The following is a 23,351-nucleotide window of genomic DNA, read 5'->3' as shown; positions in this document are numbered from 1 at the left end:
TACTATTTTTACTCGTATAGCACGAGTTACTATTTATTATTTTAAATTATAAAAAATGCAAAAATGTTTTTTTGTTATTTCTTTATTATTGTGCACGACTTTTACTTTTTCACAAAACACTGTCTCGGGTAGAATAGTAAATAAAGACAATAAAGTAGTTTCCGACTGCCATATACATATCGGTTCAAAGACTACCTCAAGTACTACTGAAGGAGTTTACAAAATTAAAAACCTACCCAATGGACAGGTTAAAATCAATATATCTTGTATTGGTTACCAAACTATTGATTCTGTTCTTGATGTAGCTTCTGATTTAGAAATTAATTTTGTTTTGACAGCTAAAGAAACGATTTTAAATGAGGTTTTAATTAAAAGTAAAAACTCGAGTTACAGTAGATCGGTTGTTGAACAAAAAATAAAAACTGAAACGATTGAAAAATATAGTAATCAATCGCTGGGAGATGCTTTAAAAGAAATTTCGGGTATTTCATTATTAAAAACTGGAAGTACCGTAATAAAGCCAATCATCAACGGTTTGCACAGCAGTAGAGTTCCTATTATTACAAACAATGTACGATTAGAAGATCAACAATGGGGTAGCGAACATGCACCTAACTTTGATGTAAATGCTGCATCAAAAATTACAGTTATTAAAGGAGCTTCTGGATTACAATACAGTGGTGATGCTGTTGGAGGTTTAGTACTTCTTGAGCCTTTATTGGTTAAAAAAGACACACTATTTGGAAAAACACTACTCTCGTTGGTATCTAACGGACGTGGTGGAACAGTAAGTTCTAGTCTACATAAAGGAAACGACAAAGGTTGGAGCTGGAATGTACTTGGAACATTCAAATATCTCGGCGACAAAGAAACACCAGATTATATTTTGTCTAATACAGGAAACAGAGAACTAAATTTTACTGGCGATGTATCATTTACTGGTAAAAAATATACAGCTACTGCTTTTTATAGTTTGTACAATGCCAATAATGGTATCTTAAGAGCTTCACATACTGGTAATGTAAATGATTTGTATAATTCTATAAACAATCAAGTACCATCAATTATTAATGATTTTACATATTCTATAAAAAATCCGAGACAGCAAGTACAGCATCACGTTGGAAAAATAAATTACAATTACTTTTTCAACGAAACATCTTCATTACAAGCACAATATGCATTTCAATACAACAACCGTTTGGAATATGACGTAAGAAGAGGTGATTTCAATAACATTGCAGCACTGGATTTACAATTAACAACGCATACAATCGCTGTTGATTACAAAAAAGAATATCATGATTGGAATTTTTCTACCGGAAGCAACGTATCATATCAAAACAATTTTGCCAACCCAGCAACCGGAATTCGTCCTTTAATCCCAAATTATAATAAAATAGATTTTGGATTATATGGTATTGCAAATCATAATTTTACCGAAAAGTTAACTTTTGACGCCGGTATACGATATGACTTTTCCACCATGGAAGCAACCAAGTTTTATCTTAAAAGCAGATGGGATGAACGCAATTATAGTCCTGAATTTGATTCTTTTATAACAGGAGAAGAAGGAAATCAATGGCTGGTAAAACCAAAGTTTACATTCCACAACCTTTCGGCAAGTGTAGGAATTCATAACAAGTTTGACAAAAATTGGGATGTGTATTTTAACACTAGTTTAGCTTCCCGAAATCCAAATCCGTCAGAGTTTTTTAGTGACGGACTTCACCATTCAACTGGAGTAATTGAGTTGGGTGATTTGCGACTTAAAAAAGAAAAGTCATATAAGATTACTACAACCGTTCAAAAGAAGTGGAAAGCAATTAGTGCCTCGATAAATCCATTCATAAATAAAATAGAGAACTACATGTTTTTAAGACCTATTGGTTTTGAAACTACAATTAGAGGCGCTTTTCCTGTTTGGGAATACCAACAAACCAATGCAATGCTTACTGGTTTTGACATTGATACTAAATGGAATATCAATACCAATTGGCAACATCAGTTAATGCTAGCTTATGTTAATGGTAAAGATTTGTCTAACGCCGATTTCTTGATCGACATGCCACCAATAACCTTGACCAACAAAATTCAATTTAAAAAAGAGCGTTGGAACGAGTTGGTACTGGAACTAAAAAGTGAATTTGTTGCTAGTCAAACACAGTATCCTGATAACAATTTTACAACAAATATTATTGTTAATGATGAGCCAACACCAGTTGTAGTTAATATCAGTACACCTCCTAAAGCATATCATTTATTGCATTTTTACTCAGAAATGAAGTTTAAAACAACTTCTAAAATTAGTACAACAATTGCATTTTCGGTTCAAAATTTATTGAATGAATCGTATCGCGATTATTTAAATAGGCAACGTTTTTTTGCCGATGAAATGGGAAGGAATTTACAATTACAATTAAAAATTAATTACTAACATGTTCTGACAATTCAGACAAAAATACAAATCTTATGAAAAATTTAAAATTTGCCGCATTAGCTTTAGTGACAACCTTATTTTCTTGCAACAACGACGAAAATCCTAAAGCCGTAAACGAAGATGAAGTAATTACTACAGTAACAACTACACTTGTAGGCGGCGGGCAAACCATCACATTACGCTCTAGAGATTTAGATGGAGACGGACCAAATGCTCCTGTTGTTACAGTTTCAGGGAATTTAACAGCAAACACAACCTATTCTGGTTCTGTTACTTTTTTAAATGAATTAGAAAATCCTGCAGAAAACATTACAACTGAAATATTAGAAGAAGGCGTAGATCATCAAATTTTTTATCAAGCACCAAGTGCCTTAGGTACATTTGCCTACAGCGATTTAGACGCTAATGGAAAGCCAATAGGATTACAATTTACACTAACCACTACAAACGCTGCTAATGGTAATTTACTAGTAACTCTAAGACACGAACCAAACAAATCAGCAACAGGTGTTGCAACAGGAGATATTACAAATGCTACAGGAAATACTGATGCAGCGGTTACCTACCCTATTGTGGTTCAATAATTAACCACAAACTAATTAAAAAGCAGACTTTCCAAAAATGAAAAGTCTGCTTTTTTTATTAAAACTTATTATCGCCATCCAATAATCTCCCAATACCACCAAGCAAACTGCCTTCTTCTCTTGAACTACCACCTGATTGTGGTGCTAATGCAATAATTCTGTCCGCCAATCTACTGAATGGTAAGGATTGAACGTAAACTGTTCCTGGACCATGAAGTGTAGCATAAAACATGCCTTCTCCACCAAAAATTGTGTTTTTTATTCCGCCAATAAATTCGATATCATAATCTACATCTTGGGTAAAACCAACAATACAGCCGGTATCTACTTTTAAAATTTCTCCTGAAGCTAATTCTCTTTTTGCCAAAGTTCCTCCCGAATGCACAAATGCCATTCCATCACCTTCTAACTTTTGCATTATAAAACCTTCTCCACCAAAAAGTCCGCGTCCCAGTTTTCTGGAAAACTCAATTCCAACCGACACACCTTTGGCAGCGCAAAGAAAAGCATCTTTCTGACAGACAAATTTTCCGCCAAATTGCTTTAAATCAATTGGTAAAATCTTTCCTGGATAGGGAGAAGCAAAACAGACTTTACTTTTGAAATTATTCTGATTTAAATACGCTGTCATGAACAGGCTTTCACCTGTTAAAACGCGCTTTCCAGCAGATAGTAGTTTATCAAAAATTCCCGTTTGTTGCGGTGCAGAACCATCTCCAAAAATGGTTTCCATCTTTATTCCGTTGTCCATCATCATAAAACTTCCGGCTTCTGCAACTACAATTTCCTGCGGATCAAGTTCTATTTCAACATATTGCATTTCTTCACCAAAAATTTGGTAATCTATTTCGTGAGCTAGCATAATCAATGATTTTTTAAGTTTAACTATTAGTACAACTACTGCTTATTAAGTTACACTTTTTTAGCACTAAACTTAGCGAAATCATCTAATGACAGCGATATGTTCATAAAATTATAGCAATAAATAGATTATATCTAAAAATTTAATTATATTTTTACAATATCACTAACCATTAAAATGTTATTTTATGAATTCAATGTTTACTAAAATTGTTAGAATACTATTAGGAATTATGCTTGTAATTTTTGGAGCCAACAAGTTTTTACACTTTATTCCTATGGAAGCTCCAACTGGTTCAGCTGGAGAATTTATGAACTCACTTGGTGCAACGGGCTATATTTTTCCAGTTGTAGGCGTTTTAGAAGTTTTGATTGGAATCATGTTACTTATAAAAAAATGGATAGCTTTTGCCTTGATATTATTAGCTCCAATTTCAATCAATATTTTATTATTTCATTTATTCTTAGACATTCCAGGCATCGGAGGCGCGCTATTAATTGCAATACTAAATGGAATTTTAATTTACAAACATTGGATGCAGTACAAACCACTTTTTCAATAAAAAACCAAACTGCAGCTGTATTACTTTTATTGATTCATCTGCAGTTTCTTTTTAATATATTGGTTTCCCAACGTATCGCATGATTCGCACGATTTTGGACTTTCTTCGTTCAATATATGAAGTAGAATTCGTTGCTTTAAATTTTCTTGGATTGGGTAATATCGCCGCAATTCCCGCCGCTTGATTTGCCGTTAAATTACTTGCTGATTTTTTATACCAATGTTGCGAAGCAGCTTCAGCACCATAAACACCTTCACCCATTTCAATCGAGTTGAGATACACTTCCATAATGCGCTCTTTACCCCAAATTATTTCAATAAGAAATGTAAAATAAGCTTCCAATGCTTTTCTTAAATAGCTTCTTCCTTGCCACAAAAACACATTTTTTGCAGTTTGTTGCGAAATGGTACTTCCACCTTTCAATTTTTTACCTCTGTTGTTGTTTTTAAATGCTTTCTGCATGGCTTCAAAATCGAAGCCATTGTGCTTTAAAAAATTTCCGTCTTCACTCGCAATAACTGCTTTTTGAAGATTAACCGAAATATTTTCTAACGGTTCCCAATCGTGACTTAAAACCATCTCTTTTCCGTCCAATTTATTCTCCACAGCTCGTGTTATCATTAATGGCGTAATTGGAACTGGAACCCATTTGAAAATAATCACAGACAAAATTGAAAGTCCGAAAAACCAAAGCATAGCTTTCCAAATAAATGTTTTTAGTTTCTGAAAAAATGTTCGATTTGTAGCTTTTGTACTTTTCTTTTTTGTTGCCATTTATATTAATTCTGCTAATTCTTTTCCTACTAAACTTCCAATCGCAACGCCCATTCCGCCTAGGCGAACGCCACAATACACATTATCTGACAATTGCGAAACAATTGGATTTTTGCTGTTTCCCATGCCCATAATTCCACTCCAGCGGTGCGCAATTTTGTAATCTTGATTGGGTAAAATTACATTTTTTAATAACTCTTCCAATCTATTTTGGATAATTTCTGTTTGCGCCAGTTCAGTTGTGGTTTCTCCTTCAAAATCTAAATTTCGTCCGCCACCCAATAAAATTCTATTTTCAAAATTCCTAAAATAGTAGTACCCTTTATCCAAATGAAAAGTGCCTTTAATATCCAAATTCTCGATTGGTTCGGTAATTAAAACTTGTGCTCTTGCTGGTTTCACTTCATTATTGGTAAGTTTGGAAGCAAATCCATTTGTAGCAAAAAGTAGTTTATTAGTTTTAAACAAATAATCATTTAATACGACCTCAACATAATTTTGTTTATCTTCAAATGCGGTAACTTCGATCTGATTCAAAATCAAAATATTTTCTGCAACGGCTTTTTTCAAAAGATTTTGCATCATTTTTCCAGTATCAATCTGCGCTTCAAACGGATTGAAAATACAATATTCTTTTATGTTTTTAAAGGCAAACCAATCTATTTCTTTACAGAAAACATCAGCTTTAAATAATGGTTTTAAAATTTCATTTATAAACGGCAATTTTTGAAGACATTCGTTATAAACACCATCATCGTCTTTCAAAAAAAGTTCATATCCGCCATAAAGTTTAAAATCTATTGCCTCATCACCCAAATTTTTTCGTAACAATTGCAAACCAATCCACCGTTTTTGAATGAGTTGTAGTACTTCTTCTTCGGTATGTGAATTTAAGTCATCAATAATTTCAGACAAGCTTCCAAAACATGCAAAACCTGCATTCTTCGTACTTGCACCTTGAGGAAGAATTCCTTTTTCTAAAATTAAAATTTTACTTTCAGGAAATCGCTCTCTCAAGTGCAACGCACAATGCAAACCTACAATTCCGCTTCCCACAATTGTAAAATCAACGTCGTTAAACCAGCTTTTAATTTCCCAATAACTTAAATTCATCAGATAGTATTTTTGATAAAAATACTATTTTTTACATTTCTGTAAGCAAAAAATTACACAATATAGCATGTGCATAAAATTTTGATAATAAATAACTATTTTTTAATAATTAAGGATGTATTTCGTCGAATTGTTAATATCTTTTTTTAATTGTTAGATTTAATTCAAAAAACTTAATAAATTTGATATGCTATTTTAACCAAAAAATTAAAAATTATGAAGTACAAATTACTTTCCGTTGCGTTATTAGTGATAACGAGCTTTTCTTTTGCGCAACAAAAGGGTTCTTTTTGGAAACAATCTACCAAGAGTAATATCACTGTTCTTGATAGTAGATTGCAATTACCTCAAAAAAACCTTTTAGAACTAGATGTAAATGCATTAAAGGCGTCTTTAACCAATACGCCGAAGAGAAATGCAACTGGAAAAATTACGGCTCCTTCAGTTTCAATCCCGAATGAAAATGGAGTATTAGAACGTTTTAGTGTGTATGAAAATTCCAACATGGATCCCGCTTTAGCAGCACAATATCCTGAAATTAAATCTTATATTGGAATTGGAATTGACAATCCTACTTCAACTATTTACTTTAGTATTTCACCGCTAGGATTTAAATCGATGACTTTGAGTGCAGATAAATCGGCTGTTTTCATAGAGCCTTTTTCTCAAGATTTAACCACCTATTCTGTTTATAAAAAATCAGATAAAGCGCAATCACTAACTGCTTTTGAGTGTACTGTTGTAAATGATGTAAAAACTACTATTGATCCAACTTTACTTCGCCCAAATGCTGATGATTCTACTTTGCGTACTTTTCGCTTAGCATTATCGGTAACTGGTGAATACACAACCTATTTTGGCGGAACGAAAGCACTTGCTTTAGCAGCAATGAACAATTCAATGACTCGCGTTAACGGAGTTTTTGAAAAAGATTTCGCAATACGAATGGTACTTGTTGCCAATAATGATGCTGTTATTTACACCAACGCATCTACCGATCCTTATTCGCCTGCAGCAAGTTTATCTAATTGGAATTCTCAGTTGCAATCTACATTAACATCTGTAATTGGAGAAGCTAATTATGATGTTGGACATTTATTTGGTGCTTCTGGTGGTGGCGGAAATGCTGGTTGTATTGGTTGTGTTTGTGTAAACGGATCTAAAGGTAGTGCTTACACATCTCCTAATAACGGCATTCCAGCTGGTGATACATTTGACATCGATTATGTAGCACATGAATTTGGACATCAATTTGGTGCCAACCATACTTTTACAACTGGAAACGAAGGAACTGGTGTTCATATGGAACCTGGTTCTGGATCTACAATTATGGGTTATGCCGGAATTACTAGTTTAGACGTTCAGCCTAATTCTGATGCTTATTTTCATGCGGTGAGTATTCAACAAGTAACCAATAATGTGAAGACTAAAACTTGTCAAACAAACACGGCTACAGGAAATTCAATCCCTACAGCCAATGCTGGTTTGGATTACACAGTTCCGAAAAGCACACCCTACATGTTAACAGGAACTGGAACAGATGCCAATGGTGATGTTTTAACGTACAACTGGGAACAATTTAATAATCAAACCAATACTACAGCGCCAAATGCAACAAAAACTACTGGTGTAAATTTTAGATCCTATGTGTCTTCTACATCACCAACACGGTATTTCCCAAGAATGCAATCGGTTTTAGCCGGTGCAACAACAACTGCAGGAACAGAACTTACTGTAGAGGCATTATCATCTGTTGCAAGAACTTTAAATTTTAGATTAACCGTTCGTGATAACCGAGCTGGTGGTTCTGGAAACAATTCTGACGATATGATCGTAACGGTCAACGCGACAGCTGGACCTTTTACCGTTAACTCACCTAACACGGCAGTTTCTTACGCTGGTGGAAGTTCACAAACCGTTACTTGGTCAGTTGCAGGAACAACCGCAAATGGTGTAAACTGCGCTAATGTTGACATCTTGCTTTCAACTGATGGTGGAAATTCTTGGTCAACATTACTTGCTGCAACTCCAAATGATGGAACGCAAGCCGTTACAATTCCAAATACTCCTGGAACGACAAACAGAATCATGATCAAAGGTACTAATCATATTTTCTTTGATGTTTCTAATACTAACTTTACAATTACCGCTGGTTCATCAGACACAGTTGCTCCAACTGCTCCAACATTGGCAGCTTCAGGAACAACTCAAACTACTACAAACTTATCTTGGTCTGGCGCTACAGATAATGTTGCTGTAACAGGTTATGACGTTTATAGAGGAACAACTTTATTAGGTTCTACTGCTTCTACAACTTATTCAGTAACTGGTTTAACAGCTTCTACATCATATACTTTTACAGTTAGAGCTAAAGATGCAGCAGGAAATAATTCTGTTGATAGCAATACTGTAAACGTTACAACATTAGCTCCAGTTGCTGACACTACAGCTCCAACAGCTCCAACGTTAACAGCTTCAGGAACTACTCAAACTACTACTAACTTATCTTGGTCGGGTGCAACAGATAATGTTGGTGTAACTGGTTATGATGTTTTAAGAAACGGAGTTGTAATTGGTTCTACAACTACGGCAACAACTTTTGCAGTTACGGGCTTAACAGCTTCTACTACGTACACGTTTAATGTAAGAGCAAAAGATGCTGCCGGAAATGTATCTACAAATAGTAATACTGTGTCAGTAACAACCTCTGCAGTGGCAACTGTAACATATTGTACGTCATCAGCAACAAACACTAACGACGAGAGAATTGGTAGAGTTCAATTGGGAACCATCAATAATCCTTCAACAGGAACAGCTGGATACGAAAACTTTACAGCAATTTCTACAAATCTTGCGAGAAGTACCGCTAATACAATTACAATAACTCCAACTTGGACTTCAACCGTTTATGCAGAAGGCTATGCAGTTTATATAGATTACAATCAAAATGGAGTATTTACCGATGCTGGTGAAACTGTTTATACAAGAGCCGCAACTACTGTTACTCCTGTTTCTGGATCATTTACAGTTCCTGCAACCGCATTGCTTGGTTCAACAAGAATGAGAGTTAAGATGTCTTACAATGCAACTCCAACGTCTTCTTGTGGCTCATTTACGTATGGTCAAGTAGAAGATTACACTGTAAATATTACTTCTGTAGCAAGAGTTGACGAAGCTTCTAGCAATGCAATTTCAGTCAACTTATATCCAAATCCAGTAAAAGGCGATGTATTAAATATTGCAAATCTTGAATTGGATTCTAACTACATAATTTTTAATCTGATGGGACAAGAATTAGGAAAAGGTAAGATTGAAAACGACGCAATTTATGTTGGTTCGCTAGCAACTGGAACTTATTTAATTGAAGTTTCTAACGCAAATGGCTCAACTTCAAAACGTTTTATCAAACAATAATTCAAGTATAATTATTTTAAAAGCCGTTGCGATTATCGTGACGGCTTTTTTTATTACTTTTAACGAATCAATAAAATAGCATTTACAATGAAATCGAAGATTCACGAATACCAAAAAGAAAAAATAAATCGAATGAGTAAAAAAATATTTTTTATAATCGTTAGCACTATGAGTTTAGCCGCATCTGCGCAACAAGTTTTATCTCCAGAAACACTTTGGAAATTAGGACGAGTTTCTGTTTTAGGAATTTCTAAAGACCGAAAATCTATTGTATATAAAGTTTCGACACCTTCGGTAGCAGAAAACAAATCAAGTTCTAAATTCTATACGATTCCGGTAAATGGAGGAACTGCTTCTGAAGTAAAAGATCCCAAAGAATTAATTTCAGATAAAAATGTTTCTCCTGATGGAAAAAACATTTTGTCCTCTCAAGAAGTAAAGGTCAATAAGGTTTTAGGTAAAGATTTCTATCCAAATTTGGATAAATCGGATGCTCAAATCTACAACGGATTGGATTACCGCCATTGGGATACTTGGAATAACGGAACTGTAAACCACGTTTTTTATGCCGAAAATACAAACAAGGCAACTCCAATAGATATTATGCCAAACGAACCTTATGATGCTCCGCAAAAACCTTTTGGTGGTGACGAAGATTACATTTGGTCGCCAGATAGCAAAAGTATCATTTATGTTTGCAAAAAGAAATTTGGAACAGAATACGCAATTTCTACCAATACCGATTTGTACGAATACAATTTAGAAACCAAAACTACCAAAAATTTAACCGAAAGTAATTTAGGTTACGATACCAATCCAAGCTTTTCTCCCACAGGAAATTTAACGTGGTTGCAAATGAAACGCGACGGATATGAAGCTGATAAAAACGATATCATTGTTCGTTTTAAAGGCATGGACATCAATTTAACTGCCAATTGGGATGGAAGTGTAGATAGTTTTAACTGGAGTGCCGATGGTAAAAAAGTGTTTTTCACTGCAGCAGTCGATGGTACAAAACAAGTATTTGAAGTTAATTTTCCTGGTTTAACAAAAATTGCCGTCACCGTTACCCAAGTCACTAAAGGAGATTTTGATGTTTCAGATATAATTGGTTTTTCTGGAGATAATATCATTGTTACCCGAACCGACATGAATCATGCAGCTGATATTTACTCGTATAACTTGAAGAAAAAGACCTGGTTGCAATTAACCAAAGTCAATGAGGAAACTTACAGCAAATTGACTTTACCTACCTACGAAAGAAGATATGTTACCACAACCGACGGTAAGAAAATGCTGGTTTGGGTAATCTTACCTCCAAATTTTGATAAAACTAAAAAATACCCAACACTTTTATATTGCCAAGGCGGACCACAATCTCCGTTAACGCAGAGTTATTCGTTCCGTTGGAATTTCTCTTTAATGGCTTCACAAGGATATGTAATTGTGGCGCCAAACCGCCGTGGTATGTACGGTCACGGACAAGAATGGAACGAAAAAATTTCTGGAGATTGGGGTGGTCAAGTAATGGACGATTACCTTTCGGCAATAGACGATGTATCTAAAGAAAGTTATGTTGATAAAGCTAGACTTGGTGCTGTTGGCGCAAGTTACGGAGGCTATTCGGTATTTTATTTAGCTGGAATTCACAACAACCGTTTCAAGACATTTATCGCTCACGATGGCGTTTTCAATACGCAAAGTATGTTTGGAACTACCGAAGAAGTGTTTTTTAACAACTGGGATTTTGGCGGTGCGTATTGGGAAAAAGACAACAAAGTGGCTCAAAAAGCCTATACAACTTTCAATCCAATAAATTTTGTAGATAAATGGAATACCCCAATTTTAATCATCCAAGGAGGAATCGATTTTAGGGTGCCAATCGGACAAAGTCAGGAAGCATTTCAAGCGGCACAACTGCGCGGAATTAAATCGAGATTATTGTATTTCGCAGAAGAAAATCATTGGGTTCTAAAACCTCAGAATGCTATTATTTGGCAAAGTGAATTTTATAAATGGTTGAAAGAGACGTTGTAATAGTAACTTTTTAATTATTTTTGTTTAAAATAAATACAAAATGAGTCTTAACAGTAATCAAATCAAAATATTAAGGAACTTTTTTTCAAAGCAACCTGTTTTGAAAGCGTATCTTTTTGGTTCATACAGTAAAAACTTAGACAACGAGAATAGTGATATTGATTTATTAGTAGAACTTGATTACAGCCAACCAATTGGATTAGAATTTATTCAAATGCAAATAGATTTACAAGAATTACTTTCTAAAAAAGTGGATTTGGTTTCTGCAAGAGGTTTATCTAAATACATCAAACCAATATTAGACAAAGAAAAAAAACTAATTTATGCAAGATAGATTAGGTGATAAACTGAGACTGCAATATCATTGATGCAATAAATGAAATTGAAAATTATTTACAAGACACAGATTTAGATGGTTTTGTGAAAAACTCGATGATGTTTAATGCAACATTACGGCAATTAGAAATTATTGGAGAAGCAAGCAATAGAGTGTCCGAAAAATTACTTTTAAATAACACTGACATTCCTTGGGCACGAATGATTGGATTGCGCAATCTGGTCAATCATGAATATTTTGGAATTGATGATTTTACAATTTGGAATGTCATCAAAATTAATTTACCAGATTTAAAAGTAAAAATTGCTGCAATTTTAGAAAAAGATGATTTTTGATAGTAACCACTAAATGCTATTATTTGGCAAAGTGAATTTTATAAATGGTTGAAAGAGACGTTGTAGTAAATCTAAAAACATAATTAATAGATTTTTTTTATTCACGGTTAAAAATAAAAAACCCCAATTCCTTTCGAAATTGGGGTTTTACTTTGTCTAATAATATTATTTAAAATACTCCTCAAAATAAGCGATAGCATCTTCATCACTCATTTTGTTAGATGTACTTTCAGACGATTCAACGTTTTTATACTGCGCAGTTTCAGCCAAGAACTTAATAAAATGCTCTTGAATTTGACCCGTTCCTGTAATGTGAATTTGATCGATATTCGGCATTAAATGGGCAATTTCTTTAAAGAATTTTTGCGTTAATGCAATTTCTTGATTGTTCTCGGCATTTTCGCTAGAATTTCTGTCGGCACCATTGTTATTTACATGACCAAGAACTATAAAAGCACCTGTGTCAACATCTTCTCGTCCAATAATTGTTGCATTTTGGGTATCCATCCACACACCAAATTGCTTTTTGTTTTTCTGTATCATAGTTTTCTTTTTATTAAAGGTAAACCATCTAGCAGTTATAAATTATTTTTTGTGCTAATATTGTGATGAAAACACGCCAACAGATTTAACAAAATATTGCATAACCAACGGCTTCACAATTTTTATCTTTGAAATATGAGAGGAAAAAAAAGCTATATTCCGTACAAAGTTATTGTAGGCTATTTATTACTAATAGCGCTCATTACCTTTGCTGGATACCTTATTTATTCTGAAAATAACCTGTTTACCTCAACTGAAGATAAAATTGAAATTGAAAATAACAAAATTCTAAAAGTTAGCGCTCTCTTTTCGAAGATGTATGAAACCGAAAGTCAGGCGCGTCTTACCATTTTATCCAATTCTGATAAAGAATTCCAGAATTACATCAATCAAACCAATGAGCTCAAACTCGATATTGATACGCTAAAAACCTTGTTAACCACCAAGTATCAAACCGTTTTATTGGACAGTGTAAAACTATTGTTGACTAGGAAAACCAATAATATTCAACAATTAAAAGTCATTAAAAGTAAAGCTACCGAAGAAATTGCGGTTAAAAATGCTATTGACGACTTGACCAAAATGGAAAATTCGTTACAAAAACTACGGTTAGAAGACTTTGTAAAAGATCCGTCAGCAATGGGTGCCTACCAACGAAGTGTATTAGTAAAATATGTAGCCTATTTAAACCAAAATATTCCGAGTGACGACACGAACACTTTAAGCCAAAAAGCGCTCGACTCGATGTTGGTTAAATCAAGAAATCTTTTAAATGATGTAAAAAAAGAAACCTCCAATCGCAACGAAATACTAAATAAGGAAGAAAAAAAATTACTTGAAAACGAGCTCTCCATTTCGGAACAATTGCGAAAAATAATCCGATTGATAGAAAATGAAATCATCATCAAAACAACACAAAACAGCATTGCTAAAGAAACTTCATTAAAAAAAACCAATCAAGTAATTTCGATAACGGCACTAGTGGGATTGCTACTTACAGTTGTTTTCTCGGTCTTAATTTTAAATGATTTCTCCAAATCGCAATCGTATAAAAAACAATTAGAATTAGCCGATTTAAAAACTAAAAATCTACTGCGAAACCGTGAACAACTCATCGCAACAGTAAGTCACGATTTGAAAACGCCACTCAACACCATAATGGGTTACAGCGAATTGCTAGGGAACTCAGAATTGACACACAAGCAACTTCATTTTGCCAAAACAATTCAAAATTCATCTGAATATATTTCGCAATTGGTGAAAGATTTGCTCGATTTAACACAGATTGAAGCAGGAAAAATAACGTTAGACAACACCGCGTTTTTGCTTCCTAAATTGCTGATGGAAATTGCTAAAAATATACAATCGGTCAATTCAAATAAAGAAATCGATTTACTATTTGAATTTGATGAAAAACTAAAACACAACATCATCTCTGACTCATTTAGAATCAAGCAAATTTGTTCGAATATTATCGGAAACGCCTTTAAATTTACCGATAAAGGATTTATAAAAATTAGTGCAAAGGTAAACCCACAGCAAAATACTATACTAATTTCAGTTGAAGATTCTGGAATTGGAGTTGAATCTAACCAACAAGCGTTAATTTTTGAAGAGTTTACTCAAGCGCACGATGGAATCGAAAAAAAATATGGTGGCACTGGCTTAGGATTAACAATTTCCAGAAAACTTACCGAAATCTTAGGCGGTAGTTTGTCGCTAAAAAGTGAATTGGGAAAAGGAAGTGAATTTTCAATCGAATTGCCGTTACAATTTCAAACACAATTACTTCAAAAATCTACTACTCCAGATGAATTTGATGCTTCTCAATATACAATTATTATAATTGATGACGATGCCAATTTGTTACAACTTACTACCGAAATAATAAAGCAAAATGGCTATCAAACAATGTCTTTTACATCGGCTAAAAGTGCTTTGGAAGCAATTCAAAATACCAATTTTGACTTAATTATTACCGATATTCAAATGCCCGAAATGGATGGTTTTGAGTTTTTGGAAGAACTGAAAAATACTATTGAAAAATTCAAAAATCAATCTGTAATTGCCTTGACTGGTAGAAGTGATTTACCAGAAACCAATTACACTACCGCTGGCTTTAAGACCATTGTTGCAAAACCTTATGCACCAAATTATCTTGTACAAACAATTAAATTATGTTTGCTAGGCGAAAATTTAGAAACTACTTCAAAATCTTTTCAAACAAAAAATGATGAAAACCAACTGTATTCGTTAACCGATTTGGAAGCATTTTTCCCGAATGACAAAGCTGAAATTCAGAATATTTTGCACTCATTCATCAATACTACTCAAGAGAACTTCAAAACTTTGAATAGCTGCATTTCAGAAGAAAACGCATCAGGAATTAAAGAAACTGCACATAAAATGTACCCAATGTTTAAGCAACTAAAAAGTTACGAAATTGGAGAATTATTAGAAGATTTAGAAAAAAATACAGCTTCAATAAAGGATGCAAAATCGAAAATCGAAATTATTAAACCAAAGATTGAGGTGCTTATTGACGCATTAAAAAAAGAATTATAATTAATCGATGTTATACAATTTCAATTTATTGTACAATGTTTTTCGATTGATATTTAAAAGCTTAGCCGTTTCCGATTTATTATTTCGAGTTTTAAATAAAGTTGCCAATATCAGTTCTTTCTCTTTACCTGAAATTGAAAAATCTTCTTCTAAGGACGGATTTTGTACTTCAAAAAATTCTGGAGGTAAAACCGACTTTTGAATGAAATCACCTTGTGTTAAAAGTGTCGCTCGCTTAATACAGTTTTGCATTTCTCGAAGATTTCCAGGCCAAGCATAATTCTGAAAAACAGTACTAACCTCTTGCGAAAAACCAACTACTTGTTTATTCAATTGAAGGTTGGATTTTTCTAAAAAATAATCGGCAAAAATCATGATGTCTTCACCTCGTTCTCGTAGCGATGGCGATTCGAACGTAAATTCATTAATTCGGTGGTACAAATCTTCACGAAAATCTCCTTTTTTTACAGCTTCGCGCAAGTCTTCGTTGGTTGCTGCAATTACGCGTACATCCACGTTAATTTCCTTAGTACTTCCAACCGGTTTTATCTTTCGTTCTTGCAGCGCTCGTAACAACTGAATTTGATTATCATAGGATAAATTTCCGATTTCGTCTAAAAAAATGGTGCCGCCGTTTGCCGCTTCGAAATACCCAATTTTATCTGAAATTGCTCCAGTAAACGAACCTTTAACATGGCCAAAAAATTCACTAGCAGCTAGATCTTTTGGAATAGTTCCACAATCTACAGCTACAAAAACTTTGTCTTTTCGATTACTATTTTGATGAATGCTTTTGGCAATAACTTCTTTCCCAGTACCACTTTCACCAATTATCAACACCGAAATATCGGTCGGACTCACTAATTGGATGTACTCCGATAATTTTTTGGAAGCAGGTGAAATTCCAGAAATAAAATCTGATTTTATTTGAGTTTCTTCTTTTTTATTTGCTGTAACTTTGTTGGATTTGTAGGTTTCTGTCTGATTGGATTGCGATAACGCGTTTTCTATAACCAGAAGTACTTCATCAGGATTGAATGGTTTTGATATATAATCTGACGCTCCATTTTTCATAGCTTTAACAGCCGTTGTCACATCAGAATAACCAGTCATTAAGAGTACAGGAGTTGCTGGGAATTTAGTTTTAAATTGCAACATCAGCTCAATCCCATCGTAATTTGGCAATCGTAAATCGGTAATAATTAAATCGAATTTTTCTATTTCGATTTTTTTCAAAGCATCTTCCGCCGAATAACAGCTTGTAACTTCAAATGATTTTCTCATTAAAAATTTTGCCAACATCTCGCAGAATGCGGCATCGTCTTCGACTAAAAGTATCTTTGTCATTCAATTTAACTTTAACAGCTAAAATAAAACTATTAAAATTATTTTATCTTAATATTATGCAAAAAAGAGAGATTGCAATTGCAACCTCTCTTTTACCCCCAATTTAAAAAATCAATAACCCTAAAATTGATTTATTTTTGAATCCATTTTCCGTTAGCATCGGCAAAAAGATTTCCTTTTTTCTCGTCTAACGTGATTTCAAGTTTGTACTCTTTAGCTTCGTTAATAAAAGCTTTATCTAACTTTGCTGTTGGATAGGCTTTGGTTAACGCTGTTTTAATAGCTTCTGGAACTTGATCCAAAGCTACTTCAGTATACGCTTCTTGTGTTACTTGAGTTGTTGTTTCTTGTTTTGCAGTTTCAGAAACTGTGTTTGACGTTGAAGCGCTTTCTTGCGCAAATGTTGTTAAACTTCCTAAAACTAATGCTGCTGATAAAATTAACTTTTTCATAATAATTATTTTTATGTTTATAAATTTGTTTTCTGATTAGGTAATTGAAATAATCGTACCAAAAACTAAAAGGCATAGTTCTAAAGCTATAATTATATGAAAATCATAAACATAAATAAAAAGTTCAAAATTATATACTTGTGGTATTGTGTAAAAGTGTGTAAAAAAGTGTGTAAAAAATACCCAAATACCACATAGAAAAAAACCCCGACTTCAATTGAAATCGGGGTTTTATATTTAAAATCTAAATCAGACTAGTATCTGTAGTATTCTGGTTTATATGGCCCTTCTACTTTTACACCAATATACTCTGCTTGTTCTTGACGTAAGCTTTCAAGCTCTACTCCTAATTTTTCAAGGTGTAATAAAGCTACTTTTTCATCTAAATGTTTTGGTAACATGTAAACGTCGTTTCCGTAAGCTGCACTGTTTTTCCACAATTCAATTTGAGCTAGAGTTTGGTTTGTAAATGAAGTACTCATTACAAAACTTGGATGTCCAGTTGCACAACCTAAGTTTACCAATCTACCTTCAGCAAGAACAATAATGTCTTTACCTTCAATAGTATATTTATCAACTTGTGGTTTAATTTCTACTTTAGTATCTCCGTAGTTTCCGTTTAACCAAGCCATGTCAATTTCATTGTCAAAATGTCCAATATTACATACGATAGTTTTGTCTTTCATTGCACGGAAATCACCTTCTAGAACAATATCTTTATTTCCAGTAGTAGTAATTACGATATCAGCAGTTGCAATAACCGTAGATAATTTTTTCACTTCAAAACCATCCATTGCAGCTTGTAACGCACAAATTGGATCAATTTCAGTAACTGTTACAATAGAACCAGCACCTTTAAAAGAAGCAGCAGTTCCTTTTCCAACATCACCATATCCGCAAACAACTACTCTTTTTCCAGCAAGCATAATATCTGTTGCTCTTCTTACCGCATCAACAGCGCTTTCTTTACATCCGTATTTGTTATCAAATTTAGATTTAGTAACCGCGTCATTAACATTTATTGCAGGCATTGGTAATGTTCCAGCTTTTACTCTTTCATACAAACGGTGAACACCAGTTGTAGTTTCTTCAGATAAACCTTTAATTCCAGCAATCAATTCAGGATACTTATCAATAACCATATTAGTCAAATCGCCACCATCATCAAGAATCATATTCAATGGTTTTCTATCTTCACCAAAGAATAAAGTTTGCTCGATACACCAGTCAAACGACTCTTCGTCAAGACCTTTCCAAGCATAAACTTGAATACCAGCAGCGGCAATAGCAGCAGCAGCTTGATCTTGAGTTGAAAAAATGTTACAAGAAGACCAAGTAACTTCAGCACCAAGGGCAATTAAAGTTTCAATTAAAACCGCAGTTTGAATTGTCATGTGTAAACATCCAGCAATACGAGCACCCTTCAACGGTTGTTCGTCTTTATATTCTGCTCTCAAAGCCATTAAACCTGGCATTTCTGCTTCAGCCAATTCAATCTCTTTTCTTCCCCAAGCTGCAAGCGAAATATCTTTCACTTTATAAGCTACATAAGGCAAAGTTTGTGTACTCATCTATGTAAATATTTGTGTTTATTAAATAATTTTTGCAAATTTACAACATAGGATTTGGATTTAATAATTTATTTGAAAAATTATGAAATGTTTAATTCGGTAAGCTACTGAAAAACAATAAAATGCCTTGGTTTTTAGGAGCTATTTCCAGCTATCCGTTACAATCTTGCTGTTTTTAATAAAGAAAAAAACAGCAAGGATTTCCACTACTATCTGGGCTAACACAATTCTAACTACCGCTTTACCATAAAAGATTCAAGAAAAACGTCAAGCCATATGCCATTATTTAAAGTCATACATGTACAACCTGGAACCAAAATTTACATCTGGAAAATAACCGAAGATTTTAACACTCTTTACAGTCAAGTAACTTTAAAAGATTCCACATTAGCAAGGCTACAAGACATGAAAGCAGAAAGTCATCAAAAAGGTTTTTTGGCTGTAAGAATGCTGCTGCAACACAACGAATATTCTGATTTTGACTTGTATTACGACACCTTTGGAAAACCACATTTAAAACCACAAGGTTGTTGTATTAAAGATCTTGAAATATCCATTTCCCATTCGGGCATTTTCTCTGCATTGGCAATAAGCGAGCAAAAAATAGGATTAGATTTAGAACAACTAAAAGAAAAAGCCTTGCGAATTGCACCACGATTTATGGATGTTTCCCATCTAGATAATTTAACTACCGAAGAAAAAATCAAGAAAGCAACCGTTGTTTGGGGAATAAAAGAAAGCATTTTTAAAATCAAAAATGAAAAAGGAATCAGTTTTCCAAATCATATTTTTGAAGACAATTTTACTTTTGAAGATAAAAAAGCAACCGCGACATTAAAATTTAATAACACAGAAGAAAAGTTCCAAATACAATTCGATTCGGTAGAAGATTATATCTTTGTTTGCGCTTTAAATCAATTATGAATTAAAAATCTGTAACTACCTATACACAGTGAGGTCAAAAAAAATGACAAACATTTACCAACAAATACTTAACTCAAAATCCGAAGGTAAAAAACTCCTTGCCATTCTTCTCGATCCAGATAAGTTGGCAGTGGAAAGTCTTTCAGATTTGATTCAAAAAATAAACCAATCACCTGCAACACACATTTTTGTTGGCGGAAGTTCCTTTAATGGAACCAATTTAAATGAATTAATTATCAAATTAAAATCAAAAATCAACTTACCTTTTCTATTATTTCCAGGAAATCCATCGCAAATTTCTAAAGAAGCTGACGGAATTTTATTCTTAACTTTATTATCAGGAAGAAACCCAGATTACTTAATTGAACACCAGGTAAATGCTGTGCCAATTATCAAAAAAACCAATTTGGAAGTGATTTCCACCGGTTATATTCTGATTGAAAGTGGTAACGAAACCGCAGTTGAAAGAGTAAGCCAAACCAAACCAATAAACAGAACCAATTCGAATTATGTTTTGCAAACAGCACAAGCGGGTGAATATATTGGTAACAAAATGATGTACCTCGAAGCTGGTAGTGGCGCTACACTTTCTGTTCCAACAGAAATGATTACTTTGGTTTCGCAAAACATAACTATTCCGTTAATTGTAGGTGGCGGAATTCGCTCTAAACAAGAAATAGAAAACGCCTATAAAGCTGGAGCTGATTTGGTAGTTATTGGCACCGCTTTTGAAAACGACTCAAATTTTTTTGAACAATGCTAGATTTCTTATTCGAACAATATAAAAATGCAACCACAACACAAATTCTTTTAGAATCAACCGCTTTTGTATTCGGAATAATTAGTGTAATCTGTGCCAAAAAAGAAAATATTTGGGTGTATCCAACTGGTTTAATTTCTACTGTCATAACAGTATATTTACTGTATCAAGCCAAATATTTTGGTGATATGACCATGAATTTTTACTATTCAATAATGAGTATTTACGGCTGGTACAAATGGAAGTCTAAATCGGAAGAACCCGATTTAAAAATTTCAAGAACAACAAACAAAGAAAAAATTATTGGCGTTGGTTTGTTTTTAATGACACTCTTAATTACCTATTTGGTTTATGTTTTTTTTGATTATAAGTTAGAAATTCCTAATTATATTGATATTTTTACATCAGGAATCTTTTTTACAGGCATGTGGTACATGGCTTTAAAAAAAATAGAAAATTGGACTCTATGGATTATTGGCGACTGTATTGCAGTACCTTTATTCTGGTATAGAGGATTGGGAATGCTATCGTTACAATATTTAATTTTTACAGTTTTGGCTATTTTAGCTTATTTAGAATGGAAGAAAATCTTAAACAGTTACACACCGAAATAATAAAGATCGCTTTGTATGGACCAGAATCTACTGGAAAAACTACATTAGCACATCAACTTGCTGACGAATTCAAAACCATTTGGATTCCTGAATTTGCACGTAATTATTTACAAGAAAAATGGGATGCCAAAAAAGAGATTTGTACTCAAGATGATTTACTTCCAATAGCAATCGGCCAAACAAAATTAGAAAATGAAGCTCTTGCTGCAGCCAATCGGTATCTATTTTGTGATACCAATATTATGGTTACAAAAGTTTTCTCAGAAATGTACTATGGTAATTGCAACGCAACATTAGATAAAGCAGCTAAGAAACACAAATACGATTTATTTTTCCTTACAGATATCGATGTGCCATGGGAAAAAGACGATTTAAGAGACAACCCAGAAGATCGTGATGCAACTATAGCAATCTTTGAAAAAGCATTAATAGACAATAACAAACCTTATATAAAACTTTCTGGCAATAAAGAGACGCGATTTCAAGAAGCAAAAAAAATTATTCAAAACTTGACCATTGCGCAACAATTAGGATTTAATTCCTACGACTTTATTGAAATTTATTCTCGCAATATCGACTTAGAAACTGTAAGATATCAATTCGATATATTAAAAAATGGGTTGCCAAAGATAGATATTGATAGACCAGCCCTTATTAATGATGGAATCCTATCCATTTCGCAAGAGGAAGCTATAAAACATAGTAATTATTTTGACGAAAAAATCCAATTTTTAAAACTCAAAAAATTTGTTCCAGCATCTGGTGCAGCTAGCAGAATGTTTAAATTCCTATCCGAATTTATGAGCGACTATAAATTAGGAGAAGAATCAATAAATGCCTACATCAATAGAAAAAAAGATAAAAATTTATCACTTTTTTTAGTGGCTAAAGAAAAGTTTCCTTTTTACAGACAAGTCCTTGAAGTAATTAAAGAGAATAAGGATTTTCAAAATTGGAGTGCAGACCAACGCAATTTTGAATTTATAAAAACCTTGCTTTCATCAAGTCATTTTGATTTTGCCAATAAGCCAAAGGGGGTTTTGCCTTTTCATAAATACCAAACACATACTGCAACTGCATTAGAAGAGCATTTGAATGAGTGTGCTTTTTATGCAACTTCCAACAAGCAGTCTAGCCTTCATTTCACAGTATCAGAGGAGCATCAAGAAAGTTTCGAAAACATTATTGCAACTATCAAACCAAAAATAGAAACACTATCAAATATTACTATTGAAGTAAAATATTCCTACCAAGACAAGTCAACTGATGTTATTGCAGTAGATTTAAACGGAAATCCGTTTCGAGATGAAAACAACCAATTGGTATTTCGACCTGGTGGTCATGGCGCTTTAATCGAAAATTTGAACAACCTACAGGCCGATATCATTTTCATCAAAAACATTGATAATGTTATACAAAACCATGCAGAAACAATTGCGTTGTACAAAAAAGCATTGGCTGGAATTTTAATACAATATCAAGAAACAATTTTCAAATTCCTAGAACTGTTAGAAAACAATTCGATTGAAACATACCATCTAAATCAAATAGTTGAATTTTTAATAACCAAATTACACATAACCATTACCGAAGATTTTAACAAATATACGACAGAGAGTAAAATTGAGTACCTTCAAAACGTACTTAACAGACCAATTCGAGTTTGTGGCATGGTAAAAAATGAAGGCGAACCTGGCGGTGGTCCATTTTGGGTTAGAGATAAAAAAGGAAATCTATTTTTACAAATAATTGAAGCTTCACAAATAGAATCTGATAAGAAAAAAATAGCTGAAAAGGCAACCCATTTCAATCCTGTTGACTTGGTTTGTGCTACCAAAGATTTCAAAGGCAATAACTTTGATTTAAAACAATTTGTAGATCGAAATACCGGATTTATTGTAGAAAAAAATAAAGACGGAAAACCATTAAAAGCCTACGAACTTCCAGGATTATGGAACGGTGCGATGGCCAAATGGCTTACAATTTTTGTAGAAGTTCCGTTAATAACTTTCAATCCGGTAAAAACAGTGAATGATTTATTAAAACCAGCTCATCAATCGCCAGATTAAAGTTTAAAAAATCAATTTCAAAACTCAATTTTAAAAAAATAAAACAAC

19 protein-coding genes are annotated in these 23,351 nt (G+C 33.5%); 12 read left to right on the top strand and 7 right to left on the bottom strand.

Going from position 1 to position 23,351, the window contains the following annotated elements; all coding sequences use genetic code 11:
• Positions 1-55 precede the first annotated feature (55 nt).
• Positions 56-2,437, top strand: coding sequence for a TonB-dependent receptor (locus ACZ098_RS08900; RefSeq protein ID WP_487311404.1), 2,382 nt, complete (start codon positions 56-58; stop codon positions 2,435-2,437).
• A 35-nt stretch (positions 2,438-2,472) separates the two neighbouring features.
• Positions 2,473-3,024 carry a type 1 periplasmic binding fold superfamily protein gene (locus ACZ098_RS08895; protein ID WP_487311403.1) on the top strand — a complete coding sequence of 184 codons (552 nt, stop codon included), beginning with the start codon at positions 2,473-2,475 and terminating at the stop codon, positions 3,022-3,024.
• Positions 3,025-3,082: 58 nt separating this feature from the next.
• On the opposite strand, the gene ACZ098_RS08890 is transcribed toward ACZ098_RS08895, so the two are convergent.
• On the bottom strand, positions 3,083-3,886 hold the full coding sequence (locus ACZ098_RS08890; RefSeq protein WP_487311402.1) for a TIGR00266 family protein: 804 nt from the start codon (positions 3,884-3,886) through the stop codon (positions 3,083-3,085).
• Between the two features lie 187 nt (positions 3,887-4,073).
• Here ACZ098_RS08890 and ACZ098_RS08885 point away from each other — a divergent pair, with 187 nt between their 5' ends.
• Positions 4,074-4,448: a DoxX family membrane protein gene (locus tag ACZ098_RS08885; protein WP_487311401.1), complete on the top strand. Its 375-nt coding sequence runs from the start codon at positions 4,074-4,076 to the stop codon at positions 4,446-4,448.
• A 51-nt stretch (positions 4,449-4,499) separates the two neighbouring features.
• Here the strand turns inward: ACZ098_RS08885 and mtgA are convergent, their stop codons facing one another.
• A complete protein-coding gene (gene mtgA, locus ACZ098_RS08880) occupies positions 4,500-5,222 on the bottom strand; it encodes a monofunctional biosynthetic peptidoglycan transglycosylase (protein ID WP_487311400.1) in 723 nt (240 codons plus the stop codon).
• Positions 5,223-6,335, bottom strand: a complete 1,113-nt coding sequence (locus ACZ098_RS08875; RefSeq protein ID WP_487311399.1) for an NAD(P)/FAD-dependent oxidoreductase — start codon at positions 6,333-6,335, stop codon at positions 5,223-5,225.
• A gap of 216 nt (positions 6,336-6,551) precedes the next feature.
• Here ACZ098_RS08875 and ACZ098_RS08870 point away from each other — a divergent pair, with 216 nt between their 5' ends.
• From ACZ098_RS08870 to ACZ098_RS08855, 4 genes are all read left to right on the top strand, one after another.
• On the top strand, positions 6,552-9,749 hold the full coding sequence (locus ACZ098_RS08870; RefSeq protein ID WP_487311398.1) for a reprolysin-like metallopeptidase: 3,198 nt from the start codon (positions 6,552-6,554) through the stop codon (positions 9,747-9,749).
• 132 nt (positions 9,750-9,881) lie between these two features.
• On the top strand, positions 9,882-11,786 hold the full coding sequence (locus ACZ098_RS08865; RefSeq protein WP_487311530.1) for a S9 family peptidase: 1,905 nt from the start codon (positions 9,882-9,884) through the stop codon (positions 11,784-11,786).
• 40 nt (positions 11,787-11,826) lie between these two features.
• The gene (locus ACZ098_RS08860; protein WP_487311397.1) at positions 11,827-12,120 is read left to right on the top strand and encodes a nucleotidyltransferase family protein; all 294 of its coding nucleotides are present in this window, start codon (positions 11,827-11,829) and stop codon (positions 12,118-12,120) included.
• Positions 12,121-12,146: 26 nt separating this feature from the next.
• A complete protein-coding gene (locus ACZ098_RS08855; RefSeq protein WP_487311529.1) occupies positions 12,147-12,458 on the top strand; it encodes a HepT-like ribonuclease domain-containing protein in 312 nt (103 codons plus the stop codon).
• A gap of 165 nt (positions 12,459-12,623) precedes the next feature.
• On the opposite strand, the gene ACZ098_RS08850 is transcribed toward ACZ098_RS08855, so the two are convergent.
• Positions 12,624-13,001: a hypothetical protein gene (locus tag ACZ098_RS08850; RefSeq protein ID WP_487311396.1), complete on the bottom strand. Its 378-nt coding sequence runs from the start codon at positions 12,999-13,001 to the stop codon at positions 12,624-12,626.
• A 135-nt stretch (positions 13,002-13,136) separates the two neighbouring features.
• On the opposite strand from ACZ098_RS08850, the gene ACZ098_RS08845 reads away from it, so the two are divergent.
• Positions 13,137-15,566, top strand: coding sequence for an ATP-binding response regulator (locus ACZ098_RS08845; RefSeq protein ID WP_487311395.1), 2,430 nt, complete (start codon positions 13,137-13,139; stop codon positions 15,564-15,566).
• On the opposite strand, the gene ACZ098_RS08840 is transcribed toward ACZ098_RS08845, so the two are convergent.
• From ACZ098_RS08840 to ahcY, 3 genes are all read right to left on the bottom strand, one after another.
• Positions 15,567-16,913 (bottom strand): sigma-54-dependent transcriptional regulator, encoded by a 1,347-nt coding sequence (locus tag ACZ098_RS08840; RefSeq protein ID WP_487311394.1) that lies wholly within the window; start codon positions 16,911-16,913, stop codon positions 15,567-15,569.
• Between the two features lie 131 nt (positions 16,914-17,044).
• The gene (locus tag ACZ098_RS08835; protein ID WP_487311393.1) at positions 17,045-17,365 is read right to left on the bottom strand and encodes a hypothetical protein; all 321 of its coding nucleotides are present in this window, start codon (positions 17,363-17,365) and stop codon (positions 17,045-17,047) included.
• Between the two features lie 254 nt (positions 17,366-17,619).
• Entirely contained in the window at positions 17,620-18,936 is a 1,317-nt protein-coding gene (gene ahcY / locus ACZ098_RS08830; RefSeq protein WP_487311392.1) for an adenosylhomocysteinase, read from the bottom strand.
• A gap of 276 nt (positions 18,937-19,212) precedes the next feature.
• Between ahcY and ACZ098_RS08825 the strand changes: the two genes are divergently transcribed.
• Genes ACZ098_RS08825 through ACZ098_RS08810 form a run of 4 tightly spaced genes read left to right on the top strand, consistent with a single transcriptional unit; the run spans position 19,213 to position 23,303 of the window.
• Positions 19,213-19,860, top strand: coding sequence for a 4'-phosphopantetheinyl transferase family protein (locus tag ACZ098_RS08825; RefSeq protein WP_487311391.1), 648 nt, complete (start codon positions 19,213-19,215; stop codon positions 19,858-19,860).
• Positions 19,861-19,903: 43 nt separating this feature from the next.
• Complete coding sequence (locus ACZ098_RS08820; protein ID WP_487311390.1) at positions 19,904-20,623, top strand: phosphoglycerol geranylgeranyltransferase; 720 nt, start codon at positions 19,904-19,906, stop codon at positions 20,621-20,623.
• On the top strand, positions 20,617-21,234 hold the full coding sequence (pnuC, locus tag ACZ098_RS08815) for a nicotinamide riboside transporter PnuC (RefSeq protein ID WP_487311389.1): 618 nt from the start codon (positions 20,617-20,619) through the stop codon (positions 21,232-21,234). Before ACZ098_RS08820 ends, pnuC begins: the two co-directional genes overlap by 7 nt.
• On the top strand, positions 21,198-23,303 hold the full coding sequence (locus tag ACZ098_RS08810) for a DUF4301 family protein (RefSeq protein ID WP_487311388.1): 2,106 nt from the start codon (positions 21,198-21,200) through the stop codon (positions 23,301-23,303). The genes pnuC and ACZ098_RS08810 overlap by 37 nt, the downstream gene beginning before the upstream one ends.
• Positions 23,304-23,351: the final 48 nt, after the last annotated feature.

The sequence above is a fragment of the Flavobacterium sp. SP2 genome (genome assembly GCF_057626655.1).
This window is presented reverse-complemented; position numbering and strand designations above follow the sequence as displayed.

Excerpts from the sequence above, each read along its gene's own strand:
- ACZ098_RS08900 (WP_487311404.1), top strand. The coding sequence starts at position 56 with ATGCAAAAATGTTTTTTTGTTATTTCTTTATTATTGTGCACGACTTTT.
- ACZ098_RS08885 (WP_487311401.1), top strand. The coding sequence starts at position 4,074 with ATGAATTCAATGTTTACTAAAATTGTTAGAATACTATTAGGAATTATG.
- ACZ098_RS08850 (WP_487311396.1), bottom strand. The coding sequence starts at position 13,001 with ATGATACAGAAAAACAAAAAGCAATTTGGTGTGTGGATGGATACCCAA.
- ACZ098_RS08840 (WP_487311394.1), bottom strand. The coding sequence starts at position 16,913 with ATGACAAAGATACTTTTAGTCGAAGACGATGCCGCATTCTGCGAGATG.
- ACZ098_RS08810 (WP_487311388.1), top strand. The coding sequence starts at position 21,198 with ATGGAAGAAAATCTTAAACAGTTACACACCGAAATAATAAAGATCGCT.
- ACZ098_RS08865 (WP_487311530.1), top strand. The coding sequence starts at position 9,882 with ATGAGTAAAAAAATATTTTTTATAATCGTTAGCACTATGAGTTTAGCC.
- ahcY (WP_487311392.1), bottom strand. The coding sequence starts at position 18,936 with ATGAGTACACAAACTTTGCCTTATGTAGCTTATAAAGTGAAAGATATT.
- ACZ098_RS08845 (WP_487311395.1), top strand. The coding sequence starts at position 13,137 with ATGAGAGGAAAAAAAAGCTATATTCCGTACAAAGTTATTGTAGGCTAT.
- ACZ098_RS08890 (WP_487311402.1), bottom strand. The coding sequence starts at position 3,886 with ATGCTAGCTCACGAAATAGATTACCAAATTTTTGGTGAAGAAATGCAA.
- ACZ098_RS08870 (WP_487311398.1), top strand. The coding sequence starts at position 6,552 with ATGAAGTACAAATTACTTTCCGTTGCGTTATTAGTGATAACGAGCTTT.
- ACZ098_RS08820 (WP_487311390.1), top strand. The coding sequence starts at position 19,904 with ATGACAAACATTTACCAACAAATACTTAACTCAAAATCCGAAGGTAAA.
- ACZ098_RS08860 (WP_487311397.1), top strand. The coding sequence starts at position 11,827 with ATGAGTCTTAACAGTAATCAAATCAAAATATTAAGGAACTTTTTTTCA.
- ACZ098_RS08825 (WP_487311391.1), top strand. The coding sequence starts at position 19,213 with ATGCCATTATTTAAAGTCATACATGTACAACCTGGAACCAAAATTTAC.
- ACZ098_RS08835 (WP_487311393.1), bottom strand. The coding sequence starts at position 17,365 with ATGAAAAAGTTAATTTTATCAGCAGCATTAGTTTTAGGAAGTTTAACA.
- pnuC (WP_487311389.1), top strand. The coding sequence starts at position 20,617 with ATGCTAGATTTCTTATTCGAACAATATAAAAATGCAACCACAACACAA.
- ACZ098_RS08875 (WP_487311399.1), bottom strand. The coding sequence starts at position 6,335 with ATGAATTTAAGTTATTGGGAAATTAAAAGCTGGTTTAACGACGTTGAT.
- mtgA (WP_487311400.1), bottom strand. The coding sequence starts at position 5,222 with ATGGCAACAAAAAAGAAAAGTACAAAAGCTACAAATCGAACATTTTTT.
- ACZ098_RS08895 (WP_487311403.1), top strand. The coding sequence starts at position 2,473 with ATGAAAAATTTAAAATTTGCCGCATTAGCTTTAGTGACAACCTTATTT.